The organism is Streptomyces poonensis, from assembly GCF_014650915.1.
GTDB classification, from domain to species: domain Bacteria; phylum Actinomycetota; class Actinomycetes; order Streptomycetales; family Streptomycetaceae; genus Streptomyces; species Streptomyces poonensis.
This window is the reverse complement of record NZ_BMVW01000003.1, coordinates 547,582-564,755: the sequence shown is the minus strand read 5'-3', so window position 1 is coordinate 564,755 and position 17,174 is coordinate 547,582. Positions and strand designations below refer to the sequence as shown.

General features: G+C 73.6%; 13 protein-coding genes and 1 pseudogene. 11 read left to right on the top strand and 3 right to left on the bottom strand.

Annotation, left to right across the window (positions count from 1 at the left end):
- Nucleotides 1-38: 38 nt before the first annotated feature.
- The 5 genes from IE242_RS12490 (at nt 39) to IE242_RS12470 (ending at nt 6,869) form a co-directional block, all read left to right on the top strand.
- Nucleotides 39-1,280 carry a TIGR04053 family radical SAM/SPASM domain-containing protein gene (locus IE242_RS12490; protein WP_229858830.1) on the top strand — a complete coding sequence of 414 codons (1,242 nt, stop codon included), beginning with the start codon at nt 39-41 and terminating at the stop codon, nt 1,278-1,280.
- A complete protein-coding gene (locus tag IE242_RS38585) occupies nt 1,277-3,892 on the top strand; it encodes a multicopper oxidase domain-containing protein (protein WP_189858370.1) in 2,616 nt (871 codons plus the stop codon). The genes IE242_RS12490 and IE242_RS38585 overlap by 4 nt, the downstream gene beginning before the upstream one ends.
- Complete coding sequence (locus tag IE242_RS12480) at nt 3,893-4,339, top strand: hypothetical protein (protein WP_189858368.1); 447 nt, start codon at nt 3,893-3,895, stop codon at nt 4,337-4,339.
- Nucleotides 4,340-4,426: 87 nt separating this feature from the next.
- Complete coding sequence (locus IE242_RS12475; protein ID WP_189858366.1) at nt 4,427-5,431, top strand: Acg family FMN-binding oxidoreductase; 1,005 nt, start codon at nt 4,427-4,429, stop codon at nt 5,429-5,431.
- A gap of 190 nt (nt 5,432-5,621) precedes the next feature.
- The gene (locus IE242_RS12470) at nt 5,622-6,869 is read left to right on the top strand and encodes an MFS transporter (RefSeq protein WP_189858364.1); all 1,248 of its coding nucleotides are present in this window, start codon (nt 5,622-5,624) and stop codon (nt 6,867-6,869) included.
- Between the two features lie 77 nt (nt 6,870-6,946).
- On the opposite strand, the gene IE242_RS12465 is transcribed toward IE242_RS12470, so the two are convergent.
- Both IE242_RS12465 and IE242_RS12460 read right to left on the bottom strand, forming a co-directional pair.
- Nucleotides 6,947-7,606 (bottom strand): CBS domain-containing protein, encoded by a 660-nt coding sequence (locus IE242_RS12465; protein ID WP_189858508.1) that lies wholly within the window; start codon nt 7,604-7,606, stop codon nt 6,947-6,949.
- A gap of 26 nt (nt 7,607-7,632) precedes the next feature.
- Entirely contained in the window at nt 7,633-8,100 is a 468-nt protein-coding gene (locus IE242_RS12460) for a cyclic nucleotide-binding domain-containing protein (protein ID WP_189858362.1), read from the bottom strand.
- A gap of 152 nt (nt 8,101-8,252) precedes the next feature.
- Between IE242_RS12460 and IE242_RS12455 the strand changes: the two are divergent.
- From IE242_RS12455 to IE242_RS12435, 5 genes and pseudogenes are all read left to right on the top strand, one after another.
- A pseudogene (locus IE242_RS12455) lies at nt 8,253-9,134 on the top strand (RNA-guided endonuclease InsQ/TnpB family protein); the annotation flags it as partial.
- 223 nt (nt 9,135-9,357) lie between these two features.
- Nucleotides 9,358-10,338 (top strand): universal stress protein, encoded by a 981-nt coding sequence (locus IE242_RS12450; RefSeq protein WP_189858360.1) that lies wholly within the window; start codon nt 9,358-9,360, stop codon nt 10,336-10,338.
- 110 nt (nt 10,339-10,448) lie between these two features.
- Nucleotides 10,449-12,167 (top strand): sensor histidine kinase, encoded by a 1,719-nt coding sequence (locus IE242_RS12445; protein WP_189858359.1) that lies wholly within the window; start codon nt 10,449-10,451, stop codon nt 12,165-12,167.
- Nucleotides 12,168-12,507: 340 nt separating this feature from the next.
- Nucleotides 12,508-14,184 carry an aa3-type cytochrome oxidase subunit I gene (gene ctaD, locus IE242_RS12440; protein WP_229858890.1) on the top strand — a complete coding sequence of 559 codons (1,677 nt, stop codon included), beginning with the start codon at nt 12,508-12,510 and terminating at the stop codon, nt 14,182-14,184.
- Between the two features lie 47 nt (nt 14,185-14,231).
- Nucleotides 14,232-14,675, top strand: a complete 444-nt coding sequence (locus IE242_RS12435; RefSeq protein ID WP_189858528.1) for a hypothetical protein — start codon at nt 14,232-14,234, stop codon at nt 14,673-14,675.
- 36 nt (nt 14,676-14,711) lie between these two features.
- Here the strand turns inward: IE242_RS12435 and IE242_RS12430 are convergent, their stop codons facing one another.
- Nucleotides 14,712-15,080, bottom strand: a complete 369-nt coding sequence (locus IE242_RS12430; RefSeq protein WP_189858357.1) for an ArsR/SmtB family transcription factor — start codon at nt 15,078-15,080, stop codon at nt 14,712-14,714.
- A gap of 57 nt (nt 15,081-15,137) precedes the next feature.
- Here IE242_RS12430 and IE242_RS12425 point away from each other — a divergent pair, with 57 nt between their 5' ends.
- A complete protein-coding gene (locus IE242_RS12425) occupies nt 15,138-17,147 on the top strand; it encodes a heavy metal translocating P-type ATPase (RefSeq protein WP_189858504.1) in 2,010 nt (669 codons plus the stop codon).
- The last annotated feature ends 27 nt before the right edge of the window (nt 17,148-17,174 follow it).

The following is a 17,174-nucleotide window of genomic DNA, read 5'->3' as shown; positions in this document are numbered from 1 at the left end:
CGGCGCGACTGTCCGGCGCGGGTGGCGGTGACTTCGTGGTGAGCGCGGCCCGAGTGGTGCGCCGACAGCACCAGGACGTGGCGGACAAGCCGTTCATCGTGATCTGGGAGTCCACCCGGGCCTGCCCGCTGGCCTGTCTGCACTGCCGCGCCGAGGCCGTGCCCGGCCGTGATCCGCGCGAGCTGGACACGACGGCGGCCAAGGACCTGATGCACCAGGTGGCCGCCTTCGGGCAGCCCGCGCCGCTCTTCGTCATCACCGGCGGCGACCCCTTCCAACGCCCCGACCTGCTGGAACTGATCGCCCACGGTGAGGCGGCGGGCGTCCGCGTCGCCGTCTCCCCCTCGGGCACCCCGACCCTGACCCCGGACCGGCTGCGGGCCGTGCACGCGGCGGGCGCGGTCGGGCTGTCGCTGAGCCTGGACGGCTCCACCGCCGCCCTGCACGACGGGTTCCGCGGGGTGTCCGGCGTGTTCCGCTGGACGCTCGACGCCTGGGACGCGGCCCGTGCGCTGGGTATGAAAGTGCAGATCAACACCACCGTGGCCCGGCACAACCTGCACGACCTGCCGGACGTCGTCCGTATGGTGCGCGATCACGGGGCGATGCTGTGGAGCGCCTTCTTCCTGGTGCCCACCGGCCGCGGCAGGCAACTCGGCGTGCTCAGCCGGGCCGAGGCGGAGGACGTCCTGAACTTCGTCCACGACATCGGCATGGCCGTGCCCGCGAAGACCACCGAGGCGCACCACTTCCGCCGGGTCGCGCTCCAGCGCAAGGTGCTGGCGGACGCGGGCGAGGACCACGTCAAGGTGCTGGGCCTCGGCCGTCTGTACCGCCAGCTGCGGGACCGCGCAGCCGAGTTGGGTCTGCTGTCCGCGGCCCGCCGGGCCCGCCGGCCGCCGCTGGACGTGAACGCGGGACGCGGGTTCGCCTTCGTGTCGCACACCGGCACCGTGCACCCCAGCGGGTTCCTGCCGCTGGGCGCGGGCAGTGTGCGCACGACGCCGCTGACGGAGATCTACCGGACGTCGGAGCTGTTCACCGGCCTGCGGGACCCCGACCGGCTGGGCGGCCGGTGCGGGCGGTGCGAGTTCCGTACCGTCTGCGGCGGCTCCCGGTCCCGGGCGTACGGCGTCACCGGCGACCCGTACGCCGAGGAGCCGTGGTGCGGGTACCGTCCCGGTTCCTTCCCCCACCGACGTGAACTCGCGGCCCTGCTGGCGGATCACGGACAGCGAGACAGCCGCCCGTCGGGGCGCCGAGGAGCAGCGAGAGCATGACCAGCCGGCACGACGGCCCCGCGCTCGGCGGTGGCCGGTTCCCGAGCAGGTTCCGGGCGTCGGGGCTGAAGCGGCGTCATCTGCGCGCCCACGTCGTCATCGTGATGTGGGCCGGGCTGGCGCTGACGGCGGCAACCGGGCAGCAGTCCCTGCCGGTGGCGCGCTGGCTGGCGATCCACCTGTTCCTGCTGGGTGCCGCCACGACGGCGATCGTGGTCTGGAGCGAGCACTTCGCGGTCGCCCTGCTGCACGCCCGGGTGCCGGACGAGCGGTGGAGCGACGCCCGGCTCGCCGGGGTGAACCTCGCCGTGGCCGGGGTGCTCATCGGTGTCTGGGCGGACCGGCCGGCGCTGACCGGCGCCGGGTGCGCCCTGCTGGTCGCGGCGGTGGCGGCCCACTGGGTGGTGCTGGCCCGCATGGGCCGGGGCGCGCTCGGGGGACGGCTCGCCCCGGTCGTCGGCTACTACCGGGCCGCCGCGGCGGCGCTCGTCGTGGGTGCGGTGCTGGGCTGGCTGCTCGCCACCGGCCGGGCCGGAACCGGCGGGTACGCGGGCGTGCGGCTGGCCCACGTCCATGTGACGCTGCTCGGCTGGATCGGACTGCCGGTGCTGGGCACGTTGTTCATGCTGTGGCCGACCGTGCTGGGCGTGCGGATGAGGGAGCACACCACGAAGGTGGCGCCCCGGGTGCTGGCCCTCACCGGGGGCGGCCTGCTGACCGCGGTCGCCGCCCTGGCCGCCGGACGGCGGTGGCCGGCCGTGGCCGGGGTCGCCGCGTATCTGCTCGGGGTGGCCGTCGCGGCGCGCCTGTTCGCCCGTACGGTGCGTGGGCGCCGCCCGGTCTCGGCCGCGGCCGCCTGGTCGCTGGGCGCGGCCGCCGGCTGGCTGCTCGCCGGAGTGACGGTGGACCTGGGCGCCCTGGTCACCGGACCGCTCGCCGAGGCGCAGGACGCCGCCGGGTCCCTGGTCCCGGTGCTGCTCGTCGGCTTCGTCGCCCAGGTCCTGATCGGCGCCCTGACCTATCTGCTGCCGGTCGTCCTCGCCCGGGGCCCGGAGGAACGGGCCGCGCTGCGGGCGGTGCTGGAGCGGTGGTGGCCCGTCCGGCTGGTCGCCCTCAACCTCGGCGTCGGGCTCCTGCCGCTGTCCGGTCCCGGCGGTACGGCGGGCACGGCACTGACCGCGCTGTCCGGGGCGGCCTTCCTCGCCCAGGCCGTCTCCGTGCTCGTCCGCGGCGGCCGCGGCGCCGGAGAGGAACGCCCCTCCAGGTGGCCGCTCCCGCTCGGCACGGCCGCCGGAACCCTGCTGACCGTACTGGCCGTGCTGGTCGCGAACAGCGGCGGCGACACGGGCGATCCGGCCGTCGCCGGCGGTTCCGGTACCAGCGCGGGTGCCAGTGCCAGTGCCGGCACCATCACCCGCACCGTCGACGTCACCCTGGCCGGCATGCGCGTCCGGCCGAGCCGGATCGAGGTCGCCGCGGGCACCGTCCTGCGGCTCCAGGTCACCAACGAGGACGCCCAGCGCCATGACCTCCGGGTCGACGACGGACCCGCCACCCCGCTGCTGGCCCGCGGCCGGTCCCACACCCTCGACGTCGGCCGGATCACCGAGGACCGGCAGGCGTGGTGCACGCTGCCCGGACACCGCGCGGCCGGCATGACCCTGGACATCGTCGTCGAGGACAGCGCGAGCGAGCACACCGGGGGACACGACGGACGGGACTCCCTCGCGGACGGCACCGGCAGCCCGGACCTCTCCGGCGACTTCTCCAGCGGGTGGCGGCCCCGCACGGCCGGCCTGGCCCCGGCCCCCGGCGGTACGGTCCACAAGGTCACGCTGCGCGCCGCCACCACCGACATTGAGGTCGCCCCGGGTGTGCGGCAGCGCATGTGGACCTTCGGCGGCACCGCCCCGGGCCCGACCCTGCGTGCCAAGGTCGGCGACGTCCTGGAAGTGACCCTCGTCAACGACGACGACAGCATGGGCCACGGCATCGACTTCCACGCCGGGTCCCTCGCCCCGGACCGGCCCATGCGCACCCTCCAGCCCGGTGAGCGCCTCACCTACCGCTTCCGCGCCGAGAAGGCCGGGGCCTGGCTGTACCACTGCAGCACCGCGCCCATGCTCCAGCACATCGGGAACGGCATGTACGGGGCCGTCGTCATCGACCCGCCGGACCTCCCCGAGGTGGACCACGAGTACGTACTGGTCGCCTCCGAGCTGTACCTCGGCACTCCCGGCAGTACGGCCCAGGTCGCCAAGATGCGCCGGAACACCCCGGACGCGTGGGCGTTCAACGGCGTCGCCGCCCAGTACGCCAAGGCCCCGCTGACCGTGCGCGCCGGGGAGCGGGCCCGCTTCTGGGTGGTCGCCGCCGGGCCCAACGACGGGGTCGCCTTCCACGTCGTCGGCACGGTCTTCGACACCGTCTACAAGGAGGGCGCCCATCTGCTGAAACGCGGTGGGGCAGGGGGTGCGCAGGTGCTCGATCTGGCCACGGCCCAGGGGGGATTCGTCGAGACGACGTTCCCGGAGGCCGGCCACTACTCCTTCGTCGACCACTCCATGCGCCACGCGGAAGCCGGCGCCCACGGCGTCGTGGAGGTGAAGTAGGTGGACACCGTCGGACTGTGGTCCCTGGTGCGGTTCGCCCATGTGGCCGGTGCCGCGCTGTGGGTCGGCGGGCAGCTGGCCCTGTCCCTGGTGATCCTGCCCCTGGCCCGCCGCCTGCTCCCGCCGGAGGCCAAGGACACCTTCACCGCCCGGGCGGGGCGCCGCTTCGGGCTGCTGACCGGGGCGGTGTTCCTGCCGGTGCAGCTGGCCACCGGCTGGGCCATGGCCTGGCACAAGGGCGTCACCTGGGCAGCGCTCGCCGATCCGGGCTACGGCCGCACCCTGACGGCCAAACTCGGTCTGTTCGCCCTGGTGATGCTCGCCGCGGCGGGCCACGGCATCGCACACGCCAAGGGCCGCCCCGAACTGGCCCGCGCCCTGGCGGTCGTGTCCCTGGCCGGCTCGCTCGGCGTCGTCCTGCTGGCCACCGCCCTGCCCGTGACATGACCGGCGACCCGGGCCGCCGTTCCCCGGCCGGCGCCGCGGCAGGCGCCGGCGGCCGGACCCGCGGCCCCGGACGACACAGGAGGCACCATGCGCACTCCCATCCTGGACGCCGCCGCTCTGGAGACGCTGCTGGCAGCGGCCGTGGCGGCCCCGTCGATCCACAACACCCAGCCCTGGCGCTTCCGGGTGAACCCGGACGACTGGTCGCTGGAGGTCCACGCGGCGGCGGAGCGATCACTGCCGCGGACCGACCCGCAGGGGCGCGCCCGGCATCTGTCGGTGGGCGCGGCGGTGCTCAACCTCCGCCTCGCCGCCGCCCATCTGGGCCTGCGGCCGAGAGTGCGGCTGCTGCCGAAGCCCGGGGAGCCCGACCTGCTGGCCGCCGTCCACCTGACCGGGCCGCCGGACGGCCGGAACGGCCCGGACGGCCCGGGTGACCAGCACAGCCCGGAGCCGGACCTCTACGGCGCGATCGCGCGGCGGCACACCAGCCGGATGCCGTTCACCGGCCGCCCGGTGCCCGAACCGGTCGTCGCGAGGATGACCGCGGCCGCGCGCACCGAGGGCGCCCGGCTGTACGTACCGGACTTCGCCGGCACCCGGCGGCTGCTGCGGCTGACCGCCGCGGCCGAGGCCCGCAACCACGCCAGCCCGCTGCGCGCCGCCGAGTCCCGTGGCTGGATCGCCGCTCCGGGGGCGGACGCTCCCTACGGCATCCCGTTCACCGCTCTGGGCCCGGCGGACGCGACGGGGCGGATGCCGATGCGTGACTTCACCGGCCCGCATCCCGCGCTGCGCCCGCCCGCCCTGCGTTTCGAACGCCACGCCCAGGTGGCCCTCCTGTGGACCACGCAGGACGGGCCCGAGGACTGGCTGCGGGCAGGCCAGGCCCTTCAGCACGTGCTGCTGACGGCGACCGCGCACAAAGTGCGCACCTCACCGCTGCACCAGGCCGTCGAATGGCCGGACCTGCGGGCGGCGATGGGCGGATCGCGACGGCGGTGCTTCCCGCAACTGCTGATCCGGTTCGGCTACGGCCCCGACGGCCACCGGACACCGCGCGCATCCGCACGGGCGGCGCAGTCGACGTGACCCCGGCCGTCCGGCCCCGGCAGCCGGGGACCGCCGGGCCCGGCGACGGGGACTGTCGGCCCACCCGCGCGCGGGGTCCGCACGCGGATGCTGACAGTGGGCCACCGGAACCGGTGTGCGGCCGAAAGGGCCCGCGGTCCCGGTGTGAACCCCGGGGCCGCACCCACTGCGAGCAGGAAGGACGGGCGGCATGCTGCAGCCGTCGAGGACACATGACGAGGTAGGGACACAGGCGGCTCCGGCGTCCGGCCGGGCCTGGACGATGCTGGCGCTGGCCACGGCCGGATTCGCCGTCAACTTCTGGGCCTGGGCGTTGCTCAGCCCTCTCGGCCCGCGCTTCAAGGACAGCCTTTACCTGACCTCGTTCGAGCAGTCGCTCCTGGTGGCGGTGCCCGTGGTGGTCGGCTCGCTGGGGCGGATCCCGGTCGGCGCGCTGACCGACCGGTTCGGCGGCCGGGTGATGTTCCCGCTGGTCTCGGCGGCCACCATCGTGCCGGTCCTCTACCTGGGTCTGGCCGGCCACTCCTCCCTGGGAGCGCTGCTGGCGGGCGGCTTCTTCCTCGGCATCGGCGGCACCGCCTTCGCCGTCGGGGTGCCGCTCGTCAGCGCGTGGTTCCCGCCCGAGCGGCGCGGGCTCGCGATCGGCGTCTTCGGCGCCGGGATGGGCGGCACCGCGATCAGCGCGCTGACCACGGTGCAGCTCGTCGACGCACACAGCATGGCCACCCCGTTCCTGATCACCGCCGCCGTCCTCGCCGCCTACGCCGCCGTGGCCTGGCTGGTCCTGCGGGACGCGCCCGGCCGCACGGTCCCCACGGAGCCGCTGGCCCGCCGTCTGGCCGCCACCCTGCGCCTCGGCATCACCTGGCAGGCGTCCGCGCTCTACGCGGTCGCGTTCGGCGGCTACGTCGCCTTCTCCGTCTACCTGCCCACCTACCTCAAGACCGGGTACGGCCTCACGCAGGCGGACGCCGCCAACCGGATGGCGGGTTTCGTGCTGCTCGCGGTGGCGATGCGCCCCGTGGGCGGCTGGCTGTCGGACCGTTTCGGCCCGGTGCGGGTCCTGGCCGGCACCCTGGCCGTGGTCCTCGCCGGCGCCCTCGCCCAGTCCTTCACCCCGTCCCTCGCACCGGTCGGCACCGTCGCGTTCCTGGCCCTGGCAGCCGCCCTGGGCGCGGGCAGCGGCGCCGTCTTCGCCCTGGTCGCCCTGCTGGCCCCCGCCGACATGGTTGGTTCGGTCACCGGCGTCGTCGGCGCCGCGGGCGGCCTGGGCGGCTTCGTACCGCCGCTGCTGATGGGCTCGCTGTACGGCGCGTACGGTTCGTACGCGCTCGGGCTGGCCCTGCTCGCGGTGGTGGCGGCCGCGGCACTGGCCTTCACCGGAACCGGTGTGCGCCACGCGGTCACCCGCCGGGTCCCCGCAGTTCAGCCGCACTGACCTGGGAACCTCGGCCCTCTGTACACGCGTACGCCCGGCGCGGGCAGCCTGCGCCGGGCGTACCGTGCACCGTCACGTCACGGCAGGGCGAGCTCGAACCGCACGTCCACCACCCCTTCGACGGCCCGGGCCAGGCGCGCGGCCGCCGGGACCAGGGACCTGTCCGGGATGCTGCCGGTGAGCGTCACGATCCCGTCCCGCACCACCACGCGGACGGCGGACGGGGGGCTGGGGAAGAGGTACGACACGATCTCCCGCCGCACCTGCCGGGCGATGTCCTCGTCGTCCCGCAGGAACACCTTGAGCAGGTCGGTGCGGCTGACGATGCCCTGCAGCAGGTCCTGGCCGTCGACGACGGGAAGCCGCCTGACCTGGACGGTCGCCATGATCTGCGCCGCCTCCGCGAGCGTCGTGTCGGCGCGGACGGTGAGGGCCGGCGAGGTCATCAGCTCCCCGGCGGTCACCGCGCCGGCCTTCGCCGGATCGGACAGGCGCCGCATCTGGGTGACGGGGGTCCCCCCGGTCGAGCGGAGCCGAGACCGGGGGAGGTCCGGATCGCTGTCACGGAACCGCTCCCGGAACTCCTCCTTGGGCAGCAGGTCGGCCTCGGAGACGACGCCGACGACCCGGCCCATGCCCTCCAGGACGGGCAGGGCGCTGACCTGCCTCTCCTGCATCAGCCGCACGATCCGCTTGAAGCGGGCCTCACGGCCGACCGTGACGACTCTCCGGGTCATCACGTCGCTCACGAGGTGAGGATCGCTCACAGGAGGCTCCCGCTGCCGTACGGGGCGTACAGGTCCAGCAGCCGGGTGCGGGCCGCGCGCAGCCGGTGGGCGAGCACGTCGCCCACCCACTGGGCGACCGCACGCCCCAGGTCGGGATCGTCCTGGCACATCGAGCGGACCGCCACGGCGTCGAACTCGTACGCCCGTACCGGAGTCACGGCCTCGGCCCCCATGTGCCAGGTGTGCGGGCCGAACAGCCAGGACCAGCCGACCAGTTCGTCGTGGCCGAGGGACTCGACCACGGCCGCCCGGCGGCCCGGTACGTGCATGTCGAGCTCGACGGTGCCCGTACGGACGATCCAGAAACGGTCCGCGCGCCCGCACTCCTCGAACAGCCGGGTCCCCTGGGGGAACGACACCTCCTGAGCGAGCCGCATGAGCCGGTGCCGGTGCTCGGCCGACAGCGCCCGCAGCATGCCGGCGGTCGTGAGCGAAACGTTCATCGGGACCTTCCTTCGCGAATACCCCGGCCTGCGGGCCGGGATGGGGATGCCTCCCGTTTGCGGGAGAGGAACGAGGCTCCTGCGGAGCGAGGCAGCAAGAGCCGGTTCGCCGCCAGGGCGGACCGGCGTCCACCGCCCACTGACCGACACCCGAGTCCCGGGCGTCGGCCGAGTACACCCGCAGCGCCTTCAAGTGGGGCGACGGACGACTGACACCGGCCGAATCGGCGGAGCCCCCGGACATCCGCCGGTCGCGTCCGCTGCCCGAGGGCGCGGAGCCGACCACCGTGACCGTGTCCCGTGACGCGGCGGGACGCTGGTTCGTGTCCCTGCTGTGTGAGGACGGCATCGCCCCGGCTCCCGCCACCGCAGCGACGATCGGCCTGGACGCCGGGATCACCTCCCTGGTGACCCTGTCCACCGGGGAAAAGGTCACCAACCCGAAGCACGAGCGGCGTGACCGCGCCCGCCTGGCCCGCGCCCGGCGTGAGCTGTCGCGGACGGCGAAGGACTCGGCGGACCGGGAGAAAGCCCGGCGTCGCGTTGGCAAGGTCCACGCACGGATCGCCGACCGGCGCCGGGACTTCCTGCACAAGCTGACCACTCGACTCGTCCGTGAGAACCAAACGGTCGTGATCGAGGACCTCACCGTCCGCAACCTGCTGAAGAACGGCAAGCTCGCGCGCGCCATCTCCGATGCGTCGTGGACGGAACTGCGCTCCATGCTGGAGTACAAGTGCGCCTGGTACGGGCGCGAACTCGTCGTGACCGACCGCTGGTTCCCCGGCTCGAAGCTGTGCGGAACCTGCGGCGCGGTCCGCGAGAAGCTGCCGCTGAACGTCCGCGAGGGGACGTGCGACTGCGGCACTGTGCATGACCGCGACGTGAACGCGGCACGCAACATCCTGGCCGCCGGGCCGGCGGCGGCTGCCTGTGGAGACGGTGTAGGACCTCAACGGGAGTCCTCCCGGACGGGGCGGTCGTCGGTGAAGCAGGGAAACCAGCGGGCGACCGCTGGAATCCCCCGCCTCTGAGGGGGAGGAAGTCAAGACGTGCCTCCAGGAGGGGGCGGGCGTGCAGGTATGAGGAACCTGCCGTTCCCAGCCTTGTCCGGCGCCGCATTCCTGGACCAGGGGCCAACCGGCCCTGATGTCGGTCCGCTCGGTCTCGTCTCCCCGGTGTCCGCTCCGGTTTGGCCGCCCGGCCCCTGCCCGCCGCCCGCTCCCGGGTCCGATAGTGGAGACGGAGGTGTGGACCATGTCCCGCACTGTCACCGTGGGTGTCGACGGCTCACGGGAGAGCCCGGCCGCCGTCGAGTGGGCGGCACGCGAGGCGAGGCTCCGCGGCGTGCCGCTGCGGCTCGTCGGCGTGCGCGAACCCCTCCCCGGTCCGCTGGCACGGGCGCCGTTCCTCGGCGCCGAGAGCCGGCAGGACTGGACCGTGCGGAGCGAGAGGCTCCCCCGGGAGACGGCCGACGGAGTACGGCTCCGGCATCCGGATGTCGACGTGACGGTCGAGCAGCACACCGGCCGGCCGGGCGAGACGCTGGTGACGGCGGCGAAGGGGTCCGGGCTGCTGGTTCTCGGCTCCCGTGGACTGAGCGGTGTAGGTGGCTTCCTGCTCGGCTCCGTCAGCCAGGCGGTCGTCGCGCACACCGAGGTTCCCGTGGTCCTCGTACGCGCGGGGGAGCGGGACGCCGACGAGTATGAGCCGGACCCGGCCGGGACCGGGGGCCCCTTCGCGGCGACCGGCTTTCGGCCCGTCGTGCTCGGCCTCGACACCGCGCGCCCGGCCGAGGCGGTGCTCGCCTTCGCCTTCGAGGAGGCCGCGCGCCGTACCACCGCCCTGCGCGTCGTCCACGGCTGGACCCTGCCGCCGTACGTCGCGTTCGGCCTTCCCGGGGACCCCGAGCCGTACCTCGAGGCGTACCCCGAGGCCTACGCACCGCCGTACGACTCGCCGTACGTGCAGCCGTACGCCGAGCCGGGCCGGCAGGCCGCCGCGCACTTGGCCGCGGTGCTGCGGCCCTGGAAGCAGAGGTTCCCGGCGGTCGAGGTCGTCGAGGACTCTCGCCCCGGCAGTCCCGCGGACCACCTGGTCGACGCCTCCCGCGACGCCTCCCTCGTCGTCGTGGGCCGCCGGATCCGCCGCAGCCCGTTCGGCATCCACATCGGCCCCGTCGCGCACGCGGTGCTGCACCACGCCACCGCGCCCGTCGCCGTCGTCGCGCACGGCTGACGCGCCCACCGCCACCCGTCCCGGCCGCTGTACCTTGGCGGACCGTTACCGTGGCCAGGCCGCGGAAACGGTTGGCCGGCGGCACGGTGAAGGAATGCGGAGGATCGCTGGTGGGAAGCTCCGAGGAGGCCCGTGTGCGGCTGCCTCAACTGAGGCTGGACGAGCTGCTGGAGGAGCTGCAGGCCCGTCTGGACGCGGCCCGCGGCACCCGGGACCGGGTGCACAGCCTGCTGGAGGCGGTCCTCGCGGTCGGCCGGGAGCTGGAGCTGGAACAGGCGCTGCGCAGCATCGTGCAGGCCGCGGCGGTGCTGGTGGACGCCGAGTACGCCGCGCTCGGCGTGATCGGTCCGGACGGCAGACGGCTGTCGGAGTTCCTCACGGTCGGGGTCACCGAGGAGCAGATAGCCAGGATCGGCCCCTACCCGGAGGGCCACGGCATCCTCGGCGAGCTGATCCGCCACCCGGAGCCGCTGCGGCTGGCCAAGCTCTCGCAGCACCCGGCCTCGTACGGCGTCCCGGCCCACCACCCGCCGATGAACACCTTCCTCGGCGTTCCGATCCGGGTGCGGGACCAGGTCTTCGGCAATCTCTACCTGACGGAGAAGCGCGGCGGGGCGCAGTTCGACGAGGAGGACGAGTCGGTGCTGTCCACGCTGGCCGTGGCGGCCGGCGTGGCCATCGACAACGCCCGTCTGTACGAGGAGTCCCGGCTGCGCGAGCGCTGGCTGCGGGCGAGCGCGGAGATCACCCACAGCCTCATGTCCGGCAGCGACCGCAGCGAGGTCCTCGCGCTGATCGCCGAACGGGCCAGGGAGATCACCGGCGCGGCCCTGGCCGTGGTGGCGGTGCCCATGGCCGGCACCGACTCCCTCACCGTGGAACTGGCCATCGGACGCGAGGCCGAGGCGCACCGCGGGATGGTGCTGCCCACGGACGGCAGCCTGATCGGTGAGGCCTTCTCCCGTGCGGCCCCCGTCTCCACTCCGGACATCTCGTGCGACGGGCGCGTCTGTGCCGGGCCGCCGCGGTTCACCGGTCTCGGTCCGGCCGTGGCCGTCCCCATCGGCAGCGGCGACGGCGTACGAGGTGTCGTCCTGCTGGTCCGGGAGGCGGGCCGGACGGTCTTCGCCGAGCAGGAGGACGGACCGCTGCAGGGCTTCGCCGCGCAGGCCGCGGTGGCGATGGAACTCGCCGAGCGCCGCCGGGACGCGGAGCGGATCGCGGTGCTCCAGGACCGTGACCGGATCGCCCGTGACCTGCACGACCTGGCGATCCAGCGGCTGTTCGCCACCGGGATGACCCTGCAGAGCGCGGGCCGCTTCATCGAGCACGAGGAGGCCTCTCGGCGCGTGCTGCGGGCGGTGGACGACCTGGACGAGACCATCAAGATCATCAGGTCGACGATCTTCGGGCTGCGGTCGCGTGACGACGAGGCCGCCGGCCCCGGCCTGCGGGCGCGGGCGGTGCGCGTGGTCGGCGAGGCCGCACCGGTGCTGGGCTTCGCGCCCAGTGTGCGCATGGAGGGCCTGCTGGACACCCATGTGCCGAAGGAGACCGCCGACCATGTGGTGGCGGTCCTCTCCGAGGCCCTGACCAATGTCGCCCGGCACGCGCGGGCCGGGCGCGTCGAGGTCGCGCTCGAGACGGACGGGCGGGACGTACGGCTGGAGGTGTCCGACAACGGCGTGGGCATCCCGGCCGGCGGCCGCCGCAGTGGTCTGCGCAACATGGCGGAGCGGGCCCGGCAGCTCGGCGGTGCGCTGGAGACGACCGGCCCGCCCGACGGCGGCACCACGCTGGTGTGGCGGGTGCCGGTGACGGAGCGGTAAGCGCCTTCCTCCGCTCCTTCGGTACCTGCTCCTTGTCCGCTCCTTCGGTACCTGCCTCTGCTCCGCTCCTTCGGTACCTGCCTTTCCTCCTCCCCTTCGGTACCCGCCCCCGCCCTGCTCGGGACCTTCGGCCCCGGTCGGTCGGGGACCGTTCGGCCCTGTCCGCCCGAGCCGGCCCGGATGAGCATGAGGGCAGCCGGGAAGGACCGCGCTTCCCTCGCGTGTCATCTGGTCCTTCCCGGCTCGTGAGTTCGGTACCAGAGGTGGAGGTCGCGTCCAGGTGGACGTCAATCACGCACACGGCCAGAAGCGCCCGGGAAGACAGCGGAGCGCCGAGGGGGTGCCCGGCGGCAGCGGAGCCGAGCCGGTCGTCCGGGTGCGGGCCAGAGGCCATGTGGTGGAGTGGCTGACGACCACCGACCACAAGAAGATCGGAACGCTGTACCTGGTGTCGGCGTTCGTGTTCTTCCTCGTGGGCGGCGCGCTCGCGCTGCTGATGCGGGCCGAACTCGCCCGCCCCGGCACGCAGATCGTCTCCAACGAGCAGTTCAACCAGGCGTTCACGATGCACGGCTCGATCATGCTGCTGCTGTTCGCGATGCCGCTGTTCACCGGATTCGCCAACTGGATCATGCCGCTGCAGATCGGCGCCCCGGACGTCGCCTTCCCGCGGCTGAACATGCTCTCCTACTGGCTGTTCCTGTTCGGCTCGCTCATCGCGGCCGGCGGCTTCCTCACCCCGCAGGGCGCCGCCAGCTTCGGCTGGTTCCTGTACGCCCCGCTGTCCAACGAGGTGTTCTCGCCGGGCATCGGCGCCGACATGTGGATCATGGGCGTGGCGCTCTCCGGCTTCGGCAGCATCCTCGGCGCGGTCAACTTCATCACCACGATCGTCTGTATGCGCGCCCCCGGCATGACCATGTTCCGGATGCCGATCTTCACCTGGAACGTGCTGCTCACCGGCGTCCTGGTGCTGATGGTCTTCCCGGTGCTCGCCGCCGCCCTGTTCGCCCTGGAGTGCGACCGCAGGTTCGGCAGCCACATCTTCGACGCGGCCAACGGCGGCGCCCTGCTCTGGCAGCACCTGTTCTGGTTCTTCGGGCATCCGGAGGTCTACATCCTGGCGCTGCCCTTCTTCGGCATCGTCAGCGAGGTCATACCGGTCTTCTCCCGCAAGCCGATGTTCGGCTACATGGGCCTGGTGGGCGCCACCATCGCCATCGCCGGTCTGTCGGTGACGGTGTGGGCGCACCACATGTACGTCACCGGCGGCGTACTGCTGCCGTTCTTCTCCTTCATGACCTTCCTGATCGCCGTACCCACCGGGGTGAAGTTCTTCAACTGGGTCGGCACCATGTGGAAGGGCTCGCTGTCCTTCGAGACGCCGATGCTGTGGGCGACCGGCTTCCTGGTGACGTTCCTGTTCGGCGGGCTCACGGGCGTGATCCTGGCCTCGCCGCCGCTCGACTTCCATGTCTCCGACACGTACTTCGTCGTCGCGCACTTCCACTACACGCTCTTCGGCACGGTCGTGTACGCCATGTTCGCCGGCTTCCACTTCTGGTGGCCGAAGTGGACCGGCCGGATGCTCGACGAACGCCTCGGCAAGATCACCTTCTGGACGCTGACGGCCGGCTTCAACCTCACGTTCCTCGTCCAGCACTGGCTCGGCGCCGAGGGCATGCCGCGCCGGTACGCCGACTACCTCGCGGCCGACGGCTTCACCGCCCTGAACACCCTGTCCTCGATCGGGTCCTTCCTGCTCGGCCTGTCGATCCTGCCCTTCCTCTACAACGTCTGGAGGACCGGCAAGTACGGCAGGAAGGTCGACGTCGACGACCCGTGGGGCTACGGCCGCTCGCTGGAGTGGGCCACCTCCTGCCCGCCCCCGCGGCACAACTTCACCGTCCTTCCCCGCATCCGCTCCGAGTCCCCGGCGTTCGACCTGCACCACCCGGAGGTCGCCGCGCTCGACGAGCGTGCCGAGCGTGACGAGCGCGCAGCGGTGCAGGGCTGAGGGAGGGACGGAACCGAAGAGGAGCGGAACCGAAGGAGAAGCGGACCATGACCGACGGAGTCCTGGCCCTGGGAACCGCCGTGCTGTGCGCCTCCGGCTGCGTCTGGTACCTGCCCGCGGTGGCGGACGTCCGCGCGGGTGCCGACCGGCCCCGGTCGCAGCGGTCGGCGGCCGTCGCGTGCCTGATCACGTGGGGCACGCTCGCGGCCGTCGGCGTGCTGCTGCTCACGCCGATGCCGTGGACCGGGACGGCGGCGACGGCGGCGGCGGGCCTGGCCGCCGCCGCGGCGGTCCGGGTGCGCGCCCGCCTCCAGCGCGGACGCGAACAGCGGGAGGAGAGCCGGCGCTGGGCGGCTCTGGGAACGCGGGCGCCGGCAGTGCCCGGACCGCGTCGCGCGTCACGGGTGTTCGTCGCCTGCGCCGTGTCGGGACTGTTCCTGACGGCCATGGCCGCCGCCACGGTCCTGCTGGTCGTCGGCCCTACGGCGTAGCAGCCGGTCCACGAGGGGCACGGGGGCGGTCAGCGGTCAGTCCCCGTCCCCCTCGGGCGCGTCGCTGATGCCCAGCCGCAGGTGCTCCACGTGGTAGACGGCCTGGTCGAGCAGCTCGGCGACATGGTGGTCGTGCAGGGCGTACACCACGGAACGGCCCTGCCGCTCGCCCACGACCAGCCCCAGGTTGCGCAGCAGCCGCAGCTGGTGCGAGCACGCCGACTGTTCCATGCCCACCTCGGCCGCCAACTCCGTGGCGGGCAGCGGGCCTTCGCGCAGCCGGGCGAGGATCAGCAGCCGGGACGGGGTGGAGAGGGCCTGGAGGGTGGTGGCCACCTTCGCGACGTTGGCCGCGTCGAGACGTACGCGTGCCGTTTCTTCCCGTGCGGCGGCTCCATGACCCATGGCCCACATCTTACTCATCGCATATGAAGGCATGAATGAGTCTTCATGTGTTCCTGTATGGTGTGCCGCGTGTCCGCGACTCTCACCACCTCCGCATCCCCGTCCGGGGCATCGTCCAGGCCGCCCGGGACGCCCGCCCCGCGCCGCCGTACCCGTGTCCTCGCCCTGCCCGAGGCCCGCTGGGCGCTGGCCTCGACCCTCGCCTTCCTGCTCGCGCTCCCGCTGGACCTGACCGGCGCCTCGGCGTGGCTGTACGGGCCGCTCTACGCGATCGCCTACGCGGCCGGCGGCTGGGAACCCGCCCTCGAAGGGCTCCGTGCACTGCGCGAGAAGACCCTGGACGTCGACCTGCTGATGATCGTCGCGGCGCTGGGCGCGGCCGCGATCGGCCAGGTCCTCGACGGCGCGCTGCTCATCGTCATCTTCGCCACCTCCGGCGCGCTGGAGGCCCTGGCCACCGCCCGCACCGCCGACTCCGTACGCGGTCTGCTCGATCTCGCCCCCGCCACGGCCACGCGCGTCTCGCCGAAGGGCGACGGCACCGAGGAGACCGAGGAGACGGTCCCGACCGATCGGCTCGCCGTCGGCGACGTCCTCCTGATCCGCCCGGGCGAGCGCATCGGCGCCGACGGGCGCGTCCTCGACGGCGAGAGCGAGGCCGACCAGGCCACCATCACCGGTGAACCCCTGCCCGTCCCGAAGGCCCCGGGCGACGAGGTCTTCGCCGGCACCCTCAACGGCACCGGCGCGCTGCGCGTCCGCGTCGAACGCGACCCGGCCGACTCGGTGATCGCCCGCATCGTGACCCTGGTGGAGGAGGCGTCGCAGACCAAGGCGCCGACACAGCTGTTCATCGAGAAGATCGAACAGCGCTACGCCGTGGGCGTCGTCGCCGCCACGCTCGCCGTCTTCGCGATCCCGCTCGCCTTCGGCGCGGACCTCACGAGCGCGCTGCTCCGGGCGATGACGTTCATGATCGTCGCCTCGCCGTGCGCGGTGGTCCTGGCCACCATGCCGCCCCTGCTCTCCGCCATCGCCAACGCCGGCCGGCACGGTGTGCTCGTCAAGTCCGCCGTGGCCATGGAACGGCTCGGCGAGATCGACACCGCCGCCCTCGACAAGACGGGCACCCTGACGGAGGGCACTCCCGAGGTCACGGCCGTACGGCCGCACCCGGGCTCCGGACTCGGCGAGGACGCCCTGCTCGCCCTGGCCGCGGCCGCCGAGCACCCGAGCGAACACCCGCTGGCCCGCGCCGTCGTGGCCGCCGCCCGGGCCCGCGGTCTGCGGATCGCCCCCGCGGAGGACTTCACGGCCAGGCCGGGACGGGGCGTCAGCGCCACCGTGGAGGGGCGCGTCGTGACGGTGGGGAGAGCCGGGGAGGACGGTGCCGGCCCGGACCCCACGGCCGCTGTTCGCGCCGACGAGGTCCCCGGCACCACGGTCCTGGTGCGCGTCGACGGCACCCCCGTCGGCACCCTCACCCTCACCGACCGCCTCCGCCCCGACGCCGCTCCGGCCGTCTCCGCGCTCACCGCCGTCACCGGCACGTCCCCCGTCCTGCTCACCGGCGACAACCGGTCCGCCGCGGCACAGGTGGCCGCCGACACCGGCATCACCGACGTCCGCGCGGACCTCCTCCCCGAGGACAAGGTCGACGCCGTACGCGGACTCCAGGGCACCGGCCGCAAGGTGCTCTTCGCCGGCGACGGTGTCAACGACGCGCCCGCCCTGGCCTCCGCGCACTCGGGTGTGGCGATGGGACGCGCGGGCTCCGACCTGGCGCTGGAGACCGCGGACGCCGTCGTCGTACGCGACGAACTGACGGCCATCCCCGCCGTCGTCCGCCTGTCCCGCGCGGCCCGGCGCCTGGTCGTCCAGAACCTGGTCATCGCCGGCACCTGCATCGCCGTACTGGTGGTGTGGGACCTGGTGGGCCATCTGCCGCTGCCGCTGGGCGTGGCCGGTCACGAGGGCTCGACGGTCCTGGTGGGCCTGAACGGGCTGCGGCTGCTGCGGGAGTCGGCGTGGCGGAAGGCGTCCTCCCCCGGTTCGCTCCCGCGCTAGCGCGGGAGCCCGGGCGGGCGGAACGCG